The organism is Winogradskya humida, assembly GCF_016862215.1.
Lineage (GTDB): Bacteria > Actinomycetota > Actinomycetes > Mycobacteriales > Micromonosporaceae > Actinoplanes > Actinoplanes humidus.
Window position 1 is genome coordinate 1 of the sequence record NZ_BOMN01000119.1, and the last position, 19,451, is coordinate 19,451.

The following is a 19,451-nucleotide window of genomic DNA, read 5'->3' on the forward strand; positions in this document are numbered from 1 at the left end:
CCGTTGCTCTATCCGCTGAGCTACGAGCGCCTGGCCTGCACATCTTAGAGTCCTGTCGGCTTCGTGGCGAGCCGGTTGTCAGGCGGTCGTGGTGTCCGCTTTGTTGCTGGGTGGCGCGTCCTCGGGGGCGGGCGGGATCTCGGGCTCGGGCGTGCCCACGGGTGGGACGAAGGCGTCCGTCCAGCGGGCCAGTTCGCGGAACAGCTCTGTGCGTACCTCTTTGCCGGAAAGGGTGAGGTCGTGCATGCCGCCGTCGAAACGGGCGATTGTCACTCGGGTGCCGAGGCGCGGGGCCCATCTGACGATGTGGTCCACGTCGAGAACCGCGTCGGTCATGTGGACGTCGTCGGTCCAGGTTTTGCCGCGGAAGGTCCTGGTGGAACAGGCGACCATCACAGGTGCGTCGATGGCGAGGCCGGCGCGCAGGCGGGCCTGGCCGCGACGGATCGCCTCGAGCCATCCCGTACGCACGGGGAAGCCCATCACGGGTTTCCAGGCGAGGTCGTACGTCCATTCGCCTCGGTGTTCGCTGTGCAGACTCTGCCCGTAGAGGCCCAGGGAATTCATGGGGAGCACTCGGTAGGGGTTACGCCCGCTCGTGCGCCCGACGATGTTCATCAGGGGCCGGCGCAGGAGCCAGGGCACGTTGAAGTCGAAGAAGGGGCTGTTGAGGAACAGGCCGTCGACGATTCTGCTGCTGCTCCGGGCGTGGGACCACAGCGAGGTGATCAGTCCGCCGGTCGAATGTCCTGCCACCAGCAGCTGGTCGTGGCCGTCCTCGTCACGGATGATGCGGGCGGCCTCGTCGAGCTCGGGGAAGTACTCGGTGAGGCTGCGGACGAAGTTCGGGGTCTGGTGCGGAAGCAGGCTGCGACCGTACTTGCGCAGGTCGAGTGCGTAGAAGTCCCAGCCGCGTTCGACGAAGAAGTCCGCCAGATGGGTCTGGAAGAAGTAGTCGACGAAGCCGTGCACATAGAGCACTGCCCGCCGGGACGGGGTGTCCCCGCGGCGCCGCACCAGCGTCGCCACCACCGCGCCTTCGTCATCGCTGCCCAGGTCGATGGTGTGCCGCTCGTAGGGCGGGCCTAGAACGTCCGTCTCCACCCCGTCAGGTTACCCAGCCGCGGGCGGTTGCGCGCCATAGCAGATCAAACCGCGCCGGAGCGGTTTTCCCCAACGTCTCGCTGTCCACAGGCTTCGGAGGCTTTTTCAGCGGAGGACTTGGCCCTCGCGGCAATCTGCTCTCACGAACTTCGACCGATTGAGGAGAACCGATGTTCGATACCAGCATTGTCGTGATCGGCAACGTGCTCAACGCTCCGGAATGGCGCCGGACCAGCAACAAGAACCTTCTCGTCACGACCTTCCGGGTCGCGTCGACCGCGCGCTGGCAGGATCGCGAGACGGGCCAGTGGAGGGACGGCAATCAGCTGCGCGTCCGGGTGTCCTGCTGGCGCCGGCTCGCGGAAGGGGTGGCCTCGTCCGTCACGGTCGGGGACCCCGTCGTGGTGTCGGGACGCCTTTACACCCGGGACTGGACCGACACGGCCGGCAACCTGCGAACCTCGTACGAGATGGAGGCCTACGCGGTCGGTCACGATCTTTCTCGTGGCCGGGCCAAGTTCTTCCGCAACAAGAACGTCCAGACGGACGAGGTGGAGACCCCGGAGAGGGCAGAAAGGGTCCGTGGTCAGGCCGCGGTAGTGGTCGCCGAGGACGAGGTGCCCATGGCGTACGGCGAAGGGGTGCCCGAGGTGGATGAGCCGACGTTCGACGAGACACCGGCCCTCGGAGCCGTACCCGTCATGGCGGCGCTTCGTGGTGGGGGCTTCGAGCCGTTCGACACCACCCTGGCACTGCCTGCGGGCCCCGACGCCGAGGACTCCCCGGAGTCCGAGGAGTCCACCGAGACCGAGGACGAACCGGATGAGGAGACTTCGCCGGATTCGGCGGAGGAGCCGGAAGGCACGCCCGGCAAGGAGACCGGCACCGTTCTCGAGCCTGTGGGGGTCATCACTCCCACGCCGAAGCGGGTGCGCAACCGGGTCCCGCGTCGTCAGCCGGTTGCGGCCTGACGTCCCCGAAAAGCAGCCGGCGTCGGGGCTTGCGTCCTGACTCCGGTGCCCGACCCGGTTCCCTGCCTTCCCAGCCCACTCCCGGCGTAAGCCGGCGCGCCGCCGAACCTCCGCGGCCGCCGCGCCGGTGAGCCGGGTTCCATCCGGGAATGCCGGGGACCGGCAGCCGGGGACCCGTCCCGATTTCCGTGCAGGTGGCTGTCTTCCAACCGGCTCTCCTCTCCGAGCGGGGTTGGTGGCTTCACGACAGTCGCCGTCGTTCGGAAAGCACTCCGTCGGGACATGTGGGTCAGCCGGCCCAAACCGGGCGGGTGCTCGTCACCCGCCCGGGCGTTATAGCCGTTTCGTCACTCCAGCGCATTGGATGCGAGCGAACGGCAAAAGCCCGGTCGCCGTCCCGCCGGCGACCGGGCTCCTAAGACATTCCGACTGCCGATGGGCTCGCTGGGGGTGAGCTCGCAGCCCATCGGCTGGTGGACGGGTGCTCGGTGGTCGGCGCCCGTCCGCCCCCGCTGTTCCTTCTACCGCGCTCCCGGCCCGGACGCGATTCCCGCTCCTCGGCGGACCCGTTTTCGGCGGCGGGTCTGCTTCCACGGGACTCGTATCCGGGTGCTACACACCCCCGGCGTACACCGGCATGCGCCGGCTGCCATCACGCACGACACGGTGCGTGGCGGATGGAGGTGTGTGACAGGGGAGCCGCCGGCTCGCAACGCGCAGGGCACTGCGTGCGGCGGGCGGGGTGTCTCGGGCACCCATCACTTCGCGCTCAGCACCGCGCGAGGCGGCGGGGTGTCACCGCGAGGCGCCGGTCCGTTCCGCGCACGGCAATGCGCGTGGCGGGCGTGAAGGAGGGACAGCGACAGCCGGCCGCCGCCGGACAACCGGGCCTCCGGCGGCGGCCGGTCCCCAGCAGGTTCACGGGGACCGGAGGCCGGTATCAGGATCACCGCTGAACCCGGTGGCATGGGGATCCCCGTCTCCCACTGCCACCGGCCGCGGCGGCCGGCACCTCAGCGGAGGTGCCAGGCCGTGCGGCGCGGCGGGTGGGCGCTCAGGTGGTCGGCGCCCACCCGCTTGCGCCCTGCCGTTCCGTCGGGTCCGCAGCCCGGGGGAGCAGCAGGGGCAGGCCCGTCCGGTGAAAGAGGCTATGAGGCCGGACGGGCAGGAAACCCGCCGGCTGCCGGCCCCCGAGCGGGGCCGGTGGCCGGCAAGCGGGCCCGGTGCGCGGCGTTGACCACGCACCGGGATCGCCTGCGGCGCGGGTCGGACGTCACGGAGGAGGCATCGCGGTACGGCCTGGCCGACAGCTCATTAGGGTGGTTCGAATGGGAAAGAGTGGGGTGGTCGCGGATGCTGCCGGGATCGCCGCGGGTTACGCCTTGGACATGGTTCTCGGCGATCCCCGGCGGTTTCACCCGGTGGCCGGGTTCGGGCGTGCCGCCGGAGCTCTCGAACGGCGGATCTACAAGCCTGGGAGGCGAGCCGGAGCTGTGTTCACGGGAGCCGCAGTGGGCGTTCCGGTCATTGCCGGCGTTGCGCTGGCGGTGGGGACGCGGCGGTGGCCTATCGCCCGGGGTGTTCTGATGGCCGCTGCCACGTGGACCGTGCTGGGCGGGCGGACTCTGCGCCGGGAATCCGTGATCATGGCGGGGCACCTCGAGCGGGCGGATCTCGCCGAGGCCCGGGGACGGCTCAACCATCTGTGCGGGCGTGATCCGTCGCAGCTCGACGAGGCCGAGCTGGCCCGGGCGACCGTGGAGTCCGTCGCCGAGAACACCTCGGACGCCGTGGTGGCACCGCTGTTCTGGGGCGGGATCGCGGGGTTGCCGGGACTGCTCGGATACCGGGCAGTGAACACCCTTGACGCCATGGTCGGGCATCGTTCGCCGCGCTACGAGCGGTTCGGGACGGCGTCCGCCCGGCTCGACGACGCGCTGAACCTCGTACCTTCGCGGCTCACGGGGTTGCTCACCATTGCTGCCGCGCCGCTGGCCGGTGGTAGTCAGGGGGAGGCGTTCCGGGTGTGGCGGCGGGACCGTAACGATCATCCGAGTCCGAATTCGGGGCAGTGCGAGTCCGCTATGGCGGGGGCGCTCGGGGTGCGGCTCGGGGGGCGGAATGTCTACTTCGGGCGTACGGAGACTCGGCCCTTCCTGGGCGACGGACCGCGGCCGTCCGCGCCGCACCTGCGTAGCGCCGCCCGGTTGTCCGGCGCCGTCGGGCTCGCGGCCGCGGCGATCGGCGCAGGCCTGGCCCTGGCTCGCGCCGCCGGTTCACAGCGCGTCCACGTCGCCGGATTGCAGCGCGTGCGCGGAGCCCGTGCTGCGCAGGCCTGGGTCGTTGGGTTGGCACGATCGAGGAGGGGTGCATGAGCGGGGGACTGCTGGTCGCGGGGACGACCTCCGATGCCGGGAAGAGTGTGCTGACCGCGGGGATCTGTCGCTGGTTGTATCGGCGAGGTGTCAAGGTCGCGCCGTTCAAGGCGCAGAACATGTCGAACAACTCCGTCGTTGTTGTCGGGCCGGACGGGCGTGGTGGCGAGATCGGGCGGGCGCAGGCGATGCAGGCGGCCGCGTGCGGCATCGCACCCGACATCCGGTTCAACCCGGTGCTGCTCAAGCCCGGAAGCGACTACTCCAGCCAGGTTGTGCTGCTGGGGGAGGCCATCGACACGGTCACGGCGGGTAACTATCGCTCGTTGCGGCCGAGGCTTGCCGAGACGGCGTTCGCGACGCTGGCCGAGCTCCGGGCCGAGTACGACGCCGTGATCTGTGAGGGAGCCGGTAGCCCCGCGGAGATCAATCTGCGCGACGGGGATTTTGTCAACATGGGGCTCGCGCGGAACGCCGGGCTGCCCGCGATCGTCGTCGGCGACATCGATCGCGGTGGGGTGTTCGCAGCGCTGTTCGGGACGGTCGCCCTGCTCAGCCCCGAGGACCAGGCGCTGGTCAACGGCTTTGTCATCAACAAGTTCCGCGGAGACCTGGGACTGCTCCGGCCCGGGCTGGACATGATCACCGGCGCTACCGGGCGGCCGGTGCACGGGGTTCTTCCGTTCAATGCCGACGTTCAGGTGGACGGGGAGGACTCCCTCGCGTACGGGCAGCTGCTCGGGCGTCCGGGGGCGCCGCGCGGCACGGAATGGCTGCGGGTCGCCGTGATCCGGCTGCCCCGGATCTCCAACGCCACCGACGCCGAGGCGCTCGCGTCGGAGCCCGGCGTGCAGGTGCGGCTGACGATCGAGCCCGCCGAGGTTGCCGACGCCGACCTGGTCGTCCTTCCCGGCTCCAAGGCCACCGTCAGCGACCTGGCCTGGCTGCGCGAGACCGGTCTCGCCGACGCGATCCGCGTGCACGCCGCGGCGGGGAAACCGCTGGTCGGCATCTGCGGGGGCTTCCAGATGCTCGCCGAAACGATCAACGACGAGGTGGAGAGCCGGCGCGGCGTCGTACCCGGACTGGGTCTCCTGCCCGTCGAGGTCACCTTCGGTGCGCGCAAGACGCTCGCCCGGTCACAGGGTGCGGCGTGGGGGCAGGTCCCGGTCAGCGGATACGAGATCCATCACGGGTACGTCTCCGGCGGCGCCCCGGAGCCGATGCTGCGCTACGCGGACGGCACTCCCGAGGGAGCGGTGGTCGGGGCCGTCTGTGGCACGCACTGGCACGGCGCTTTCGAGTCGGACGAGTTCCGCCGCCGGTTCCTCACCGACGCCGCACGGCAGGCGGGCCGGGCCGGGTTCGTGGTCGCGCCGGACACCCGGTTCGCCGCGGTTCGGGAGCTGGCCCTCGACACCTTGGGCGATCTGGTCGAGGAACACCTCGACACCGACGCGCTGTGGCGCCTCATCGAGTCCGGCCCCACCCCGGGCCTCCCCTTCATCCCGCCGGGAGCGCCAGCTGCGGTTTCACCGACGACTGGCCCGCCTCCAGCGCCAGCTGCGGTTTCACCGACGGCTGGCCCGCCTCAAGCGCCGGCTGCGGTCGTGCCGACGACCAGCCCGCAGGGGGGCCCGGGTGCAGCCGCGCCGACGACCAGCGCGCCCGGAGGTCAGGGTGCCGACGTTCGCTGATCTTGCCGTGCGGGTCCTGGCTACGGAGCCTTGGTTGGTCCGGCTTGAGGCTCAGGTGCTCGGACCCCTTCGGCGGGGGCAGCCCGGGACCTATCAGAGGTACTTGTGGCATTGGGTGACGTTCGGCTGCGGCGGGTCGTGGCACGCGATGGTGCGGGCGATGTTGCCTTTGAGCAGTACCTTGAGCGCTGGCACGCCGCCGAGCAGGAGCACTTCGTCCTGGAGGCGACCGCGGCGCATGTTGATCTGATGGTTGACGGTGCTGCGGAAAACTCCGGCGAGGAGTACGAAAGGTTGTAGGCGACGGGCCTGCCATGGGCCACGATCAGCTGTGTGAGCAGCGGGAACGGGGACGGACGATGACGACCGACGACGACACCCGGCCGGCGCGGCGACGCGTCACCTTGACCGGCATCAGCTCGCGGGCCTGGGAGCATCCCGCCGATCGGGGTGCGCTGACCGCGCTCCGGGAGCTGCGCGGCTTCGATGACGTGGTGAAAGCGTTCTTCGGCATGTGGAACGAGCGGGGGTTCCGCCTGCAGTACCTTGCCGGCTCGATCCGCGTTGACCACCGGCAGTATCCGCGGGTGTACCAGCGTTTCACCGAGGCGGCCGCGGCGCTGGACGTGGCCGAGCTGCCCGAGCTCTACGTGACCCAGAGTCCGGTGATCAACGGGCAGGCGATCGGGCTCGACAAGCCGTTCATCGTCGTGACCACCGCTGCCGTGGAGAAGCTCGAGGATGACGAGCTGCGCGCGCTGCTCGGCCACGAGATCGGGCATGTGCGCAGTGGGCATGCCGTCTACAAGACGATCATGATGATTCTCACCCGGTGGGCCGCGAACCTGAGCTGGCTGCCGGTCGGCGCGATCGCGCTGCGCGGGATCATCGGTGCGATGCTGGAGTGGTGGCGCAAGGCTGAGCTGTCCGCCGACCGTGCCGGGCTGCTCGCCGGTCAGGACCCGGCGGCGTCGACCCGGCTGCTCATGAAGCTGGCCGGGGGTGGCGACCTCTCGCAGATCGACACGGCCGCGTTCCTCGAGCAGGCCGCCGAGTACGAGAGCGGCGGTGACCTTCGTGACAGCATCCACAAGTTCGGCATGACCGCGTGGAGCACCCACCCGGTGCCCGTCGCTCGCGCGTCTGAACTGCGCAAATGGGTCGACTCGGGGGAGTACGCCAGGATTCTCGGCGGCGACTACCCGCGGCGCGACTCCGACGGCGACGCGTCGGTGACCGATGACGTCAAGGCGGCTGCCGACTCCTACCGGGAGAGTTTCAACAGCTCGCAGGACCCGCTCGTCGGGCTGCTGCGCAAGCTCGGCGACGGCGCCAACGACCTGGCCGGATCGGCAGCGCGCGGGGCTCGTGACTGGGCTTCCAACGCGGGCCGGCGCCGCGATCAGGATCCTCCGGCCTGAGTTATCCACAGGCCTTGAACTGACCCGATCCTAGGCCTGGCGAGAGGCCTAGGATCGGCTCATGACCCTCACAGAAGACGAACTGCGCTCCGCCGTCGAGCGGGAACTGCCCGGTGTTCGCGCCGACCTCGAACGACTCGTCCGCATCCCCGGGATCGCGTTCGAGGGCTTCGACCACTCCCACGTGGAGCGGTCCGCGGAGGCGGTGGCGGAGCTGTTGCGCGGCTGCGGGCTCGAGGTGCAGATCGTCCGGGGTTCGGGCCAGCCGGCGGTCATCGGCCACAAGCCGGCACCCGCCGGAGCACCCACCGTTCTTCTCTACGCGCACCACGACGTTCAGCCCGCCGGTGACCCCTCGCTCTGGGAGGGCGACCCGTTCGAGCCCGTCGAGCGTGACGGGCGGCTCTACGCCCGTGGCGCCGCTGACGACAAAGCCGGTGTGATGGCGCACGTCGCCGCGCTGCGCGCTTTCGGTGACGCGCTGCCCGTCGGGGTCGTGGTGTTCGTCGAAGGCGAGGAGGAGTACGGCTCCGAGTCGCTCGACGAGCTGCTCGCCACGCACAAGGAGCTGCTGCGCTCCGACGTGATCGTGATCGCCGACTCCGGCAACTGGGACATCGGCGTGCCGGCCCTCACCACGTCGCTGCGTGGCCTGGTCAACTGCTTCGTCGAGGTCAGCACGCTGAAGAGCGCCGTGCACAGCGGCATGTTCGGCGGTGCGGTGCCCGACGCGCTGACCGTGCTCGCCCGCCTCATCACCACGCTGCACGACGACAGCGGCGACGTGGCCATCGACGGTCTGATCGGTCGCGAGGGTGCCTCGGTCGACTACCCGGAAGACCGCTTCCGGCACGAGGCCGGCGTGCTCGACGGGGTCAAGCTCATCGGCGAGGGCCGGCTCACCGACCGCATCTGGACCAAGCCGTCCGTCTCGGTGCTCGGCATCGACGCTCCGGCGACCGGCGGGGCGCCCAACGCGCTCGTCCCCAAGGCGAAAGCCAAACTCAGCGTGCGGCTCGCGCCCGGCGACGACCCCGACTCGGCCTACGCGGCGATCCGCGCGCACCTGGAGAAATACGTGCCGTGGGGCGCCACGGTCGAGGTGACGCTGGAGAGCCTCGGCGCGCCCTGCGTGATCGACGCGACCGGCCCGGCCTACGACGCGGCCCGCTCGGCGTTCGCGACGGCCTGGGACGGAACGGCGCCGGTCGACATGGGAGTGGGTGGCTCGATCCCGTTCATCGCTACGTTCCAGGAGATGTTCCCGCAGGCCGCCATTCTCGTCACCGGTGTGGAAGACCCGTTCTCCGCCGCCCACGGGCCCAACGAGAGCCTGCACCTCGGCGAGTTCGCCCGCGTCTGCCTTGCCGAGGCACTGCTCCTGCGCAACGTGGCCGGGCTGGGCGAGTGACATGACCGACGCGGACCTCGACTGCGACGTTCTGGTCGCCGGCGCCGGCCCCACCGGGCTGATGCTGGCCAACTGGCTGCTCAAACTCGGGGTCCGGGTCGTCATTGCGGACGGCAAGCCGGGACCGACCCGTGAGTCCCGCGCGCTGATCGTGCAGGCTCGCAGCATCGAGATCTACGACCAGCTCGGCATCGCCGACCGGGTGCTCGACGCGGCACACCGTGCCGAGGCGCTGGCACCGGGCTTCGGCAGCCGGGTCTTCGGGCGGATCCCGCTGGGCGCGCTGGGGGAGGGGCTCACCGCGTACCCATGGATCGAGGTCCTGGAGCAGAGCCGCAACGAAGAGATCCTGCACGACAATCTCCTGGCCCTCGGCGGTTCCGTTCGCTGGGGTGAGGAGGTCACCTCGATCTCCCCGGCCGGCGGCGGAGTGACCGCGGCTGTCGGCGGCCGGACGGTCACCGCTCGTTTCTGCGTCGGCGCGGACGGCTCCAACTCGATCGTCCGCAGATCGCGCGACATCGCCTTCGAAGGTGTCACCAACCCGCACCTGTTCTACGTCATCGATGCCATCGGCGTGGCCGGCATGGTCAACGACGCGATCAACGTCCGCCCCGGCACCGACGACTTCCTGCTTGGCTTCCCGATGAACGGCCGCGGGAGCTGGCGCCTCATCGGCCTGGTCCGCGACAACGACGGCGACGGCAAGGTCACCGAGGACGACGCCCGCGCCCGCATCCGCCGCGACTTCGCCGTCACCTACTCGAGCACCCGCTGGTTCGCGACCTACCGCGTCCACCACCGGGTCGCGGCGGCTTTCCGCGACGGCCCGTTCTTCCTCGCCGGCGACGCCGCCCACGTCCACTCCCCGGTCGGCGGCCAAGGCATGAACACCGGCCTCCAGGACGCCCACAACCTCGCCTGCAAACTCGCCGACGTCATCCACGGCCGCGCCGACGACGCCTGGCTCGACCGCTACGAAGCCGAGCGCCGCCCCGTTGCCCGCACCCTCGTATCCACCACGGACCGCATCTTCGGCCTGATCACCTCCCAGCGCCGTCCCGTCCGCATCCTGCGCCGCGCCCTCGTCCCGCTTCTCGCCCCACTCGGCGTGCGCCTCCTGCCGGGCACGGCCGGCGGGCCGCGTCTCTTCCAGTACGTCGCACAGATCCGCATCCGTTACCCGATGCTCCCCGGCCAACCCCGCGACCCGGTGGTGGGCCGTCGCCTGCCCTGGACCGGCGAGAATTTCGGCGCCCTCCGCGCAACGGAATGGCAGATCCACGCATACGGACCGGCCAGCCCACCGCCGGACCTCACCCTGCCGTTCCACACCTTCCCTGCGGCGCCGCGCACGCCGTTGCATCCTGACCTGCTTTATCTCGTACGGCCGGACGGGTTCGTCGCCGCCGCAGCGTCCCCCGCGGAGGCGTCTGACACCTTCTTGCGCGCTCTCCCATCAGGCTGGCGCAAACCAGGCCGCCGCGAGCCGGGCGCCGAGGTCACCTGAATCGCGCCGGCCGACTTCATCACAGGGAGTGGGGCGGGCCGGCTTCACTCCGTGAGTGGGGCTGACCGGTTGCATCTCAGGGCGTGGGGCTGACCGGTTGCACCTCAGGAACGAGGGGCTGACCGGTTGCACCTCAGGAACGAGGGGCTGACCGGTTCACCACCTCAAGGCCTGGGGCTGAACAGGCTAAACCGGAGGGCGTGGGGTGTGCTGGCTACAGCGCGCCGTGCGTGGGGTGCCGTGCGTGGGGTGCCGTGCGTGGAGCGGGGTGCGTGGAGCGGGGTGCGTGGAGCGGCGTGCGTGGGGCATGCCCGCTATGTCGCCGTGCGCGGAGCGTGTCGGGTGTGGGGAGGTTCGCAGGTGCGGTCTTGATTTCTGCGGCGAGTCGGGGCTGCAACCGGTGGTGGATCCTGTTAGGATTCGAACATGAGTTCGAATAAGGCCATCGAGACGCTCCGCGCCGCCGGCATCGCTCTGGGGGACGTCGACGTCTCCGGGTGGGAAGACTCCGCCCTCACCGATCATCTCGCCGAACTGTCCGCCGCGCTTTGCGAGCTCGATGCCCAACTGGCCAGAGTCGCGGAGGCCGTCCGGGCTCGCGGTTATCGCATCGCTGAGCCTGTTCCCGCCTGACGCTGGAGGTGGTCGTCTGGCGCCGACGGTGGCTGCCTTGACACTGGCGTTGGCCGCGCTTGGCGCCGGGGTTGGCCGCCCGTGAGGCCGACAGTGGTTGCCCTGACGCCGACGGCGGCCGGCCATACGCTGACAACGGCCGTCTAACGCTGACAGTGGCCGGGGGTCTACGTCGACAGAGGCGGTCTGGGCGACTGACAGTGGCTGGGGGTCTACGTCGACAGAGGCGGTCTGGGCGACTGACAGTGGCTGGGGGTCTACGCCGACAGTGGCCGTCTGGACGGCTGACAGTGGCTGGGGGTCTACGCCGACAGTGACCGCTTGGCGCTGGCGTTGGCTGCCTGTGGCGCGGGGTCGGAAGTTCGTTCCCTATTGACGGCAGGGCGGGCGGTTGCGCGGGCGTGCGGGTGCGGGCTGAGCGGGAGCTGAAAGTGACCTTGGTAATTGTGGTCATGATCAAATGCGACGACGGCGTGCAAAAGTATTCATGTGGGTGGCGGGGGCGTGGTTTCTAAGGCACGCCGAGAGCCGGCATCGCGGAGTGGTGGGACCTCCGGGTTTGCTGTGGCTGCTGTCGCCGATCTTCTGGATGTGGCTGTGGTCTCCTAGCATGGCTCCATGACCGCTGCCGACGTACCCGAATCCGCGGTCGAATCCGCCCAAAATTCGAAGCTCGCAGCACAGTCGAAGCCTGCAACTGAGTTGAAGCCCGTCGCTGAGTCGAGCCTCGCTACTGAGTCGAGCCCCGTAGCTCAATCGAAGCCGGTAGCTGAGGTGAAGCCCGAAGCTGAGGTGAAGCCCGTGGCTGAGTCAGCGCCCGCGGGGCCGTCGGGGGCCGGGCTCTCTTCGGAGGGTGCGGCTTTGGCCAAGCCCATAGCTCCGTCAGGGCCGGAGATCTCGTCGGAGCCGAAACCCTCGTCAGGGCCGAAACCCTCGTCGGAGTCTGCGGGCCTGCAAGAGTCCGCGGCCTCGAAGGAACCGGCAGGCTTGAATGAACCGGCAGCCTTGCGGGAGACCGCACCTTCGCGGGGATCTGCACCTTCGCCGGGATCCGCAGCCTCGCCGGGATCCGCAGCCTCGCGGGGGCCAGCAGCTTCGCAAGATTCAGCAGGCCCGCAGGAATTGGCAGGTTCGCAAGAATCGGTAGCCTTGCGGGAACCGTCGAGCTTGCAGGAGTCCGTGGTTCCGCCGGGGAAAGCGCGCCGGAATTGGGTGCGGGAGCTGGTGGCGTTGTGGATTTTGGTGCCGCCGTTTGTTGTCACGTTGATTGTGACGCAGATTGGGATCGGGAACAGGGAGCTGTGGCGGGACGAGACGGCGACGTGGTTTGCTGCTTCGCTTAGTCTTTCTGATCTTAGCAAGTTTGTTCGCATCATCGATATGGTGCTGTGGCCGTACTACGCGTTTATGCATGAGTGGGTTGTGATGTTCGGCGACAGCCCTACCGCTTTGCGGACGCCGGCGTCTATCGGGATGGCTTTGGCGTCCTCGATGATTGTGCTCGTGGGGCGGCGGTTGTTCGGTGCGCCTGCGGGGCTGGCGGCTGGGTTGCTGTTTGCGGCGGTGCCGGCGATTTCGCGGTACGGGCAGGAGGTTCGGCCTTACGGGATCGTGATGCTGGCTACCGTGTCGGCGATTCTGTTGTTGCTGCGGGCGGTGGAGCGGCCGTCGGTGTGGCGGTTTCTTGCGTACGGGCTGGCCGTTGCCTGGATCGGGTGCAGCCACGTTATTGCCTTGTTGTCGTTGGCTTCGCATGTGGTGATTGCGCTCAGTGCGTACCGGAGGAATAAGCTCTGGATTTTGATCGGGTGGCCTGTTGCTCTGGTGATGGGGCTTGCGATTGCGTCGCCGGTGATTATCGGCGGGCAGCGGCAGGGCGGGACGATCGGCTGGATTCCTGACGCCACGTGGGCTCGGGTGGAAGCGTTCCCCGGTGATCTGTTCGACAGTCCCGCGGTGGCCGGGTTCTTCGTGGTGGCAGGGATTGGTGCGCTGGTTGCACTTGCTCTTGGGAAACGGGCCTGGACGGCTGTTTTCCTCGCCACGTGGGCGCTGTTCCCGCCGATCTTCGGGTATTACACGTTCCACGAGTTCTACTTCTTCCTGCCACGCTACTCACTATTCACGGTGCCGGCATGGGCATTGCTCGCAGGGTTCGCCGTTCGCCAGATAATCGGCGCCAGCTCTGGAGCTGTGACGGCTGGTGCGATAGGACGTGGAATTGCCAACGCTCGTTCCTTTGCGAAGGTGCTGACCGCCACCGTGCTTGCTGGCGGGATGCTGACGTTCCTTGCCTGGGAGAGTCATGTGGCGGTGCGTGACCCGGCAGGTGGCGGGGAGTTCGCCTTCCGTGACGGTGCGGCTTATATCCAGGCCCGCGAGAAGCCCGGCGACGGGGTCATCTTCACCGGGTATCCGAATACGCACCGTGGCTTCCGTTACTACTGGCGTGACCGGCCGCTGTCGGAGCAGCCCCGGGAGGTGCTGGTCGACCAGGCGAAGGTGATCCCGTACTCGTGGGACCGCCCGGCGTGCGCGGACCCCGTCCCGTGTCTCGGCGACACCGAGCGGATCTGGCTCGTCTCCACGGACCCGAGCGGCATTGCGACCAGCCCGTTGAACGCCGTCGACCAGAAGGCGGTCGAGGCGCGGTACACCGTGACGGAGCATGTGGAGTTCACCCGGATGTGGGTCAGCCTGCTCGTCCGCAAGCCCGCGAAATGACCGCAAAAATGTCGTAGGTGGCTGCCAGGATGGGACTCGTGCAGTTCCTCGACCTGGCAGCCACGTCAGCGGCGGTCGCAGCGGTCTCCGGCCGGAAGGCCAAGATCGACCTGCTGGCCGCCGCTCTCCGGCGTCTCGATCCCGACGAGATCGCCGCCGGTTCCGCCTACCTCGCGGGAGAGTTGCGCCAGCGCCAGACCGGGGTCGGTTATGCGGCTCTCCGGGACCGGCCCGCGCCCGCCGCCGAGGCTTCTCTCACCGTCCGCGAGGTCGACGAGCGGATTGCCGAGATCTCCGTGGTTGCCGGTGCCGGGTCTCAGGCCCGCCGTCGTGACCTTCTCGGTTCGCTGTTCGCGAAGGCGACCGGGGACGAGCAGCGGCTGCTCATCGGCCTGTTCGGCGGCGAGTTGCGACAGGGGGCTCAGGCCGGTCTGCTCGCCGACGCCATCGCCCGGGCTGCCGAGGTTCCGGTTACTGCTGTGCGCCGGGCACTTCTGCTGTCCGGTGACCTCAAGAAGGTGGCGGTTGCCGCGCTGGTCGGGGGTGCGCCGGCGCTTTCCGGGATCAGTCTGCAGGTGGGTACGCCGCTCACGCCGATGCTGGCCGCGAGTGCGCCCGATGTCGGTGCCGCCCTGCTCAGCACAGGTGCTCCTGCCACCGCGGACGTCAAGCTCGATGGCATCCGGATTCAGGTCCACCGTTCCGGCGACGAGATCGCCGTGTTCACCCGCAGCCTCGACGACATCACGTCCAGGCTTCCCGGGGTGGTCGCCGAGGTCAGGGCTCTTCCCGTGAGCGAGATCGTGCTCGACGGCGAGGCGATGGCCCTCGACGCCAACGGCCGCCCGCGCCCCTTCCAGGAGACATCCAGCCGAGCCGCGACCCGGGGGCCGGCGGGAAAGAAGAACGGCGGGGCGCCTGCGGGAAATAAGGGCAGCGGGGCGCCTGCGGGGGAAAAGGGCGGCGGGGCGCCTGTGGGAAGCGGGGAGCTCCGGCCGTACTTTTTCGATTTGTTGCATCTTGACGGCACTGATCTGCTGGACGAGCCGGGCCGGGTTCGCTGGGCGGTTCTGTCCGAGGCGCTTCCGGCTGAGTTGATCGTGGGGCGCCGGACGGTGGAGACCGAGGAGCAGGCGGCCGAGGCCTTCGCGGCGGCGATTGCGGCCGGTCAGGAGGGGCTGGTGATCAAGGCGCCGGAGGCTCCGTACGACGTGGGGCGGCGGGGGTCGGCCTGGGTGAAGGTCAAGCCGCGGCACACGCTCGACCTCGTGGTGCTGGCCGTGGAGTGGGGGCACGGGCGGCGTAAGGGGTGGCTGTCGAACTTGCATCTGGGCGCGCGCGATCCGCTCACGGGGGGATTTGTGATGCTGGGGAAGACCTTCAAAGGTCTCACCGACGAGCTTCTGCGGTGGCAGACCGAGCGTTTCCAGGAACTGGCCGTCGCTGACAACGGCTGGGTTGTCACCGTACGCCCGGAGCAGGTCGTCGAGATCGCGTTCGACGGTGTGCAGACGTCACCGCGGTATCCGGGCGGCGTGGCCCTGAGGTTCGCGCGGGTTCTGCGCTACCGGGATGACAAGCCCGCTGACCAGGCGGACACCATCGACATGGTCATCACGATCGGCAACGGCGGGGCTGATCAGAGCGCGGCGAGCGACCGCACATAGTTGACCTGCTGATTGACCGCCGTGACCTGCGCCTGGTCGGTGACCGGGATGCGCGACACGTACTGCCGGGTGCCGTTGGTCACGGTGACCTGGACCGTGCCGCGCGGGATGGTCACCTTGACCAGCAGGAACAGCAGGCTGAAGACCGTCAGTACGCAGAACCCGGCGATCGACGCCACGATCGCCCACGTCGGGATCTTCGTCTCGTTGTGCCAGTAGTCGTGGACCATCCACGTCGACCCGGGCAGCGGGATGTCACCGGCCGGGGTGTGCACCACCGCGGACGTCACACCCATGTCCCCGATGTGCATGATCACGGGCCCGGGGCCCTGCGGCGCCACCGGCGGCTGAGCGGGCAACCCGGGCACACTCCACGGGTCGCTCGGCGGCGGGCTCTGCGGATACGTCACCTGCGAAACCCTATCCGCGCCCCAGCCAGCCCGAAAGCATCAGCAGCCCCGAAAGCGCCACCCGCCCCGAAAGCCCCACCCGCCCCGAAAGCCCCACCCGTCCCGAGAGCCCCACCCGCCCAGTGAGCGCCACCCGCCCATTGAGCGCGGCTCACTCAGGAAGCCGCGCCGAAGGCGCAGCGGCAGCCCCCGCAGGCTCACCCAACCGGTCATCAGCGGCGGTAACCCGGTCAACCCGAGCCTTGGGCGCATCCCCGTTGGCCTCTTTACGCGCCTGCCACCCGTAAGCGAGCAACGCCATCACCGAGAACAACCACCACTGAACCGCATACCCGCCGTTCTGCCACGAATCCTCGTGATCGATCGGCACGGCGGAAAACCCGGATTCCGGCGAACTGACCAGCACATACGCCCCATAGAGCGGATACGGGATCCGATCCACCAGATGCGGCAGCGAGATCCGCCGCGTATCGATCCGCCCGTCCCGTTCGGCAATGCCCGACGGCCGGCTCTCCGACAGGTGCACCTGCCCGACGACCGTCACCTCACCGGAAGGCGGCGGCGTGGCAACCGGCGGAGAAATGGCGTCACCATCACGGGACGGAACCCAGCCCCGATCGACGAGCACCGCCGTCCCATCAGACAGGACGAGCGGGGTAACGATCTCGAATCCGACATTGCCGTCGACGGTGCGGCCGCGGGCCTGGATCTCGTGGGTGGCGTCGTACTTGCCACTGACGGTGACCTTGGTCCAGGCCTTGTTCTTGCCGGGCATGCTGCCCAGCGCGCCGGCCGCGGTGGGTTTGACCAGCACGGAAGTGAGCGGGACAGCGGTGGCCGAGTCGGCGGCGTCGATGCGCGCGTTGATCGCGCTGCGCTCCTGGTACCGGTGGAGCTGCCAGTTGCCGAGAAGCACCATCACCGCCGAAGCCACCAGCGTGAGGGCCGCCGCGCCCAGCCAGCGGGGGGTCAGAAGGAACCGGTACACGATCCGAGGCTACCCGGGTGCCGACAGGCGGCTGCGGCTGGCAGGTAAGGTGCGACTTTCGGCGGTCATTACCACGATGCCGCCGTTTTCCGTATCCGCGAGGGAGCCACTGATGTCCAGCCAACCACGCCTGGTGGTGAGCGCGCCCTCCTCGGGGCACGGCAAGACCGCCATCGCGGTGGGACTGCTGGCCGCCGCCGCAGCTCGGGGCGTTCCCGCGGCGGGGTTCAAGGTCGGACCGGACCACACCGACGCCGCGTACCTCGGGCTGGCCGCGGGACGGCCGGGCCGCAACCTCGACCCGCGGCTGGTGGGTTCGCAGCGCATTGCCCCGCTCTTCGCGCACGGCGCGGCCGGCAGCCACTTCGCGGTTGTCGAGGGCGCGATGGGTCTGTTCGACAGCCTGACCGGGCAGCCTGAGATCGACGGCACAGCGGCGGTGGCAGCGGCACTGCGAGCGCCCGTCCTGCTCGTCGTCGACGTTGCGGCGATGGGTCACTCGCTGGCGGCGCTGGTTCACGGCTTCCGCATGTTCGACGAGATGGTCCACCTCGGCGGCGTCATCCTGAACCGAGTCGCCTCACCGCGGCACGAGGAGATGCTCCGGACCGCCCTCGACGACATCGGGATGCCGGTCCTCGGTGCCCTGCGCCGCGGCGACCTGCCCGCTGTGCTCCCGGCGCGCGCCCAGGGCCCGGTCCCGGTCGCGCATCGCACGGTCGAGGCAGTCCGGGCCGTACGCCGCCTGGGCGAAGCCGTCGGCAGCGCACTCGATCTCGACCGCATCATGGCGCTCGCGAACACCGCCCCGGCCCTGCCCAGCCCCGCCTGGTCACCCGCCGACGGACTGGACCCGGCGGAGATCCCGGTGCAACGCCCGGTGATCGCGCTGGCCGGCGGTCCGGGCGCGCCCTACACGTACGTCGAAACGGCCGAGCTTCTCACCGCAGCCGGCGCCGACGTGGTGGTGGTCGACCCGCTGCGCGACGAAGCGCTCCCGCCCGGCACCCGGGCCCTGATGATCGGCGCAGGCCTCCCGGAGGGCTACGCGGAGGAACTGTCCGCCAACCGCCGCCTCTGCGCAGCGGTAGCCCAGCTGGCCCACGAGGGCGCCCCCATCGTCGCGGAAGGCATCGGCCTGCCCTGGCTCACCCGCGACTTCGACGGCCGTCCCATGTGCGGCGTCCTGGACGCGACAGCCACCACCGGAACGCAGACGGTAGCCGGATACCGCGAGGCCACAGCCCCGTCGACCTCCCCCCTTGCCCCGGCCGGAGCCCGCATCACCGGCTACAAGCAACACCGCGCCATAGTCGCTCCCCGCGCGGGTCAGATCCCGGCCTGGACCTGGTCGGGCGGCAACCCGGAAGGCTTCGTCTGGCGCCAGGTCCACGCCTCCCAGCTGGGCCTGCACTGGGCCGGAGCCCCGGAGATCGCCCGCCGCCTGGTCGCCGCCGCCCTGCCGGGTCACCCCCAGCAACCCCAGGCAGCCCAGGCCCCGACCGTCCCCATCACCCCGCCCGCGCCGCCGCAGCTCCCGGCCCAGCAGCAGAGCCCACCCCCCACCGGAGATCCGAACGAGGCCACACTCTCCCTCTCGGCCGTAGACCTCCAAAACCAATGACATAGGTACGCCCGGCCCCGTCCTCCACTGCAAAATCTTGCCCGCCGCAGGGGCTGACTGCCGTCGCGCTCAGCGCATCTGTCCATCTCGGCGTGCCAAGGTCCATCTCGGCGTGTCGAAACGCGACACGCCGACCGGGCAAATGTCGGAGGGCAGCCTTACGGTGAGGATGTGTGTGAGAAGGGAGAAGAACTATGGCCGACCGTCTGCCCCTGGATTTCGACCCGCCGGTCCGGCAGGTCCGTAACCTGCTGCTGGGCATAACCGACGATCACCTGACCGCTCCCACGCCCTGCCCCGACTGGTCGGTGGGCGACCTCCTCGACCACCTCCTCGGCCTGGGCTGGGCCTTCACCCAGGCAGCCAACAAGAAAACGGACGCCTCCGGCATCACGGCCCCGCCACCCGCACCGGCCGCGGCCCACCTGACCCCCCACTGGCGCATCCGCCTCCCCGTGATCCTCGACGACCTCTCCCGGGCCTGGAAGCAACCCGCAGCCTGGGAGGGAACATCCCAGGCAGGCGGCGTGACGATGCCGGCCGCCGTAACCGGAGCCGTAGCGGTCAACGAGCTCACCATGCACGGCTGGGACCTCGCCCGAGCCACCGGCCAGGAATACGCCGCCGACCCCCGCATCCTCGACCACCTCCTCGAATTCCTCGCCCAATACCCGCCAGAGGGCACCCCCGGCCTCTTCGGCCCCCACCACCCCCTCCCCGACGACCCCACCCAGCTCGACCACGCCCTCGCCCTCACCGGCCGAAACCCCCACTGGCGCCCCACCACCGCCGCCCACTGACCCCCGCCACGCCCACTGACCCGCCACGCTTGCCGGGTGGCCACGCTTGCCGGGTGGCCACGCTTGCCGGGTGGCCACGCTTGCCGGGTGGCCACGCTTGCCGGGTGGCCACGCTT

Annotated in this window: 15 protein-coding genes; 12 read left to right on the forward strand and 3 right to left on the reverse strand. The window is 69.6% G+C overall.

All coding sequences use genetic code 11. From position 1 onward, the window contains the following. Window positions 1-78: 78 nt before the first annotated feature. Complete coding sequence (locus Ahu01nite_RS41905; RefSeq protein ID WP_203842336.1) at window positions 79-1,104, reverse strand: alpha/beta hydrolase; 1,026 nt, start codon at window positions 1,102-1,104, stop codon at window positions 79-81. Window positions 1,105-1,274: 170 nt separating this feature from the next. On the opposite strand from Ahu01nite_RS41905, the gene ssb reads away from it, so the two are divergent. From ssb to Ahu01nite_RS41955, 10 genes are all read left to right on the forward strand, one after another. Continuing rightward, on the forward strand, window positions 1,275-2,075 hold the full coding sequence (gene ssb / locus Ahu01nite_RS41910; RefSeq protein ID WP_203842337.1) for a single-stranded DNA-binding protein: 801 nt from the start codon (window positions 1,275-1,277) through the stop codon (window positions 2,073-2,075). A gap of 1,328 nt (window positions 2,076-3,403) precedes the next feature. Next, the gene (locus tag Ahu01nite_RS41915) at window positions 3,404-4,450 is read left to right on the forward strand and encodes a cobalamin biosynthesis protein (RefSeq protein ID WP_203842338.1); all 1,047 of its coding nucleotides are present in this window, start codon (window positions 3,404-3,406) and stop codon (window positions 4,448-4,450) included. Further along, window positions 4,447-6,147 (forward strand): cobyric acid synthase, encoded by a 1,701-nt coding sequence (locus tag Ahu01nite_RS41920; RefSeq protein WP_203842339.1) that lies wholly within the window; start codon window positions 4,447-4,449, stop codon window positions 6,145-6,147. Before Ahu01nite_RS41915 ends, Ahu01nite_RS41920 begins: the two co-directional genes overlap by 4 nt. Window positions 6,148-6,285: 138 nt before the next feature. Further along, a complete protein-coding gene (locus Ahu01nite_RS50975) occupies window positions 6,286-6,447 on the forward strand; it encodes a hypothetical protein (protein WP_239159567.1) in 162 nt (53 codons plus the stop codon). 59 nt (window positions 6,448-6,506) lie between these two features. Then, complete coding sequence (locus Ahu01nite_RS41930) at window positions 6,507-7,568, forward strand: M48 family metallopeptidase (protein ID WP_203842340.1); 1,062 nt, start codon at window positions 6,507-6,509, stop codon at window positions 7,566-7,568. 61 nt (window positions 7,569-7,629) lie between these two features. After that, complete coding sequence (locus Ahu01nite_RS41935; RefSeq protein ID WP_203842341.1) at window positions 7,630-8,979, forward strand: dipeptidase; 1,350 nt, start codon at window positions 7,630-7,632, stop codon at window positions 8,977-8,979. Window position 8,980: 1 nt separating this feature from the next. Then, entirely contained in the window at window positions 8,981-10,489 is a 1,509-nt protein-coding gene (locus tag Ahu01nite_RS41940) for an FAD-dependent monooxygenase (RefSeq protein WP_203842342.1), read from the forward strand. 426 nt (window positions 10,490-10,915) lie between these two features. After that, a complete protein-coding gene (locus Ahu01nite_RS41945; RefSeq protein WP_203842343.1) occupies window positions 10,916-11,122 on the forward strand; it encodes a hypothetical protein in 207 nt (68 codons plus the stop codon). Between the two features lie 1,212 nt (window positions 11,123-12,334). Then, window positions 12,335-13,846, forward strand: coding sequence for a glycosyltransferase family 39 protein (locus Ahu01nite_RS41950; protein WP_203842344.1), 1,512 nt, complete (start codon window positions 12,335-12,337; stop codon window positions 13,844-13,846). A gap of 29 nt (window positions 13,847-13,875) precedes the next feature. Continuing rightward, the gene (locus Ahu01nite_RS41955; RefSeq protein ID WP_203842348.1) at window positions 13,876-15,513 is read left to right on the forward strand and encodes an ATP-dependent DNA ligase; all 1,638 of its coding nucleotides are present in this window, start codon (window positions 13,876-13,878) and stop codon (window positions 15,511-15,513) included. On the opposite strand, the gene Ahu01nite_RS41960 is transcribed toward Ahu01nite_RS41955, so the two are convergent. Then, window positions 15,486-15,923 carry a hypothetical protein gene (locus tag Ahu01nite_RS41960; RefSeq protein WP_239159568.1) on the reverse strand — a complete coding sequence of 146 codons (438 nt, stop codon included), beginning with the start codon at window positions 15,921-15,923 and terminating at the stop codon, window positions 15,486-15,488. The two genes, Ahu01nite_RS41955 and Ahu01nite_RS41960, sit on opposite strands and share 28 nt — an antisense overlap. Before the next feature lie 151 nt (window positions 15,924-16,074). Next, window positions 16,075-16,911, reverse strand: a complete 837-nt coding sequence (locus tag Ahu01nite_RS41965; protein WP_203842345.1) for an SURF1 family cytochrome oxidase biogenesis protein — start codon at window positions 16,909-16,911, stop codon at window positions 16,075-16,077. A gap of 112 nt (window positions 16,912-17,023) precedes the next feature. Here Ahu01nite_RS41965 and Ahu01nite_RS41970 point away from each other — a divergent pair, with 112 nt between their 5' ends. Together Ahu01nite_RS41970 and Ahu01nite_RS41975 are read left to right on the forward strand one after the other, a co-directional pair. Continuing rightward, window positions 17,024-18,535, forward strand: coding sequence for a cobyrinic acid a,c-diamide synthase CobB (locus Ahu01nite_RS41970; protein WP_203842346.1), 1,512 nt, complete (start codon window positions 17,024-17,026; stop codon window positions 18,533-18,535). Window positions 18,536-18,729: 194 nt separating this feature from the next. Continuing rightward, window positions 18,730-19,335 (forward strand): TIGR03086 family metal-binding protein, encoded by a 606-nt coding sequence (locus Ahu01nite_RS41975; protein ID WP_203842347.1) that lies wholly within the window; start codon window positions 18,730-18,732, stop codon window positions 19,333-19,335. The last annotated feature ends 116 nt before the right edge of the window (window positions 19,336-19,451 follow it).

Coding starts and splice junctions, on each gene's coding strand:
- ssb (WP_203842337.1), top strand. CDS start 1,275: ATGTTCGATACCAGCATTGTCGTGATCGGCAACGTGCTCAACGCTCCG.
- Ahu01nite_RS41915 (WP_203842338.1), top strand. CDS start 3,404: ATGGGAAAGAGTGGGGTGGTCGCGGATGCTGCCGGGATCGCCGCGGGT.
- Ahu01nite_RS41920 (WP_203842339.1), top strand. CDS start 4,447: ATGAGCGGGGGACTGCTGGTCGCGGGGACGACCTCCGATGCCGGGAAG.
- Ahu01nite_RS41930 (WP_203842340.1), top strand. CDS start 6,507: ATGACGACCGACGACGACACCCGGCCGGCGCGGCGACGCGTCACCTTG.
- Ahu01nite_RS41935 (WP_203842341.1), top strand. CDS start 7,630: ATGACCCTCACAGAAGACGAACTGCGCTCCGCCGTCGAGCGGGAACTG.
- Ahu01nite_RS41940 (WP_203842342.1), top strand. CDS start 8,981: ATGACCGACGCGGACCTCGACTGCGACGTTCTGGTCGCCGGCGCCGGC.
- Ahu01nite_RS41945 (WP_203842343.1), top strand. CDS start 10,916: ATGAGTTCGAATAAGGCCATCGAGACGCTCCGCGCCGCCGGCATCGCT.
- Ahu01nite_RS41955 (WP_203842348.1), top strand. CDS start 13,876: ATGGGACTCGTGCAGTTCCTCGACCTGGCAGCCACGTCAGCGGCGGTC.
- Ahu01nite_RS41970 (WP_203842346.1), top strand. CDS start 17,024: ATGTCCAGCCAACCACGCCTGGTGGTGAGCGCGCCCTCCTCGGGGCAC.
- Ahu01nite_RS41975 (WP_203842347.1), top strand. CDS start 18,730: ATGGCCGACCGTCTGCCCCTGGATTTCGACCCGCCGGTCCGGCAGGTC.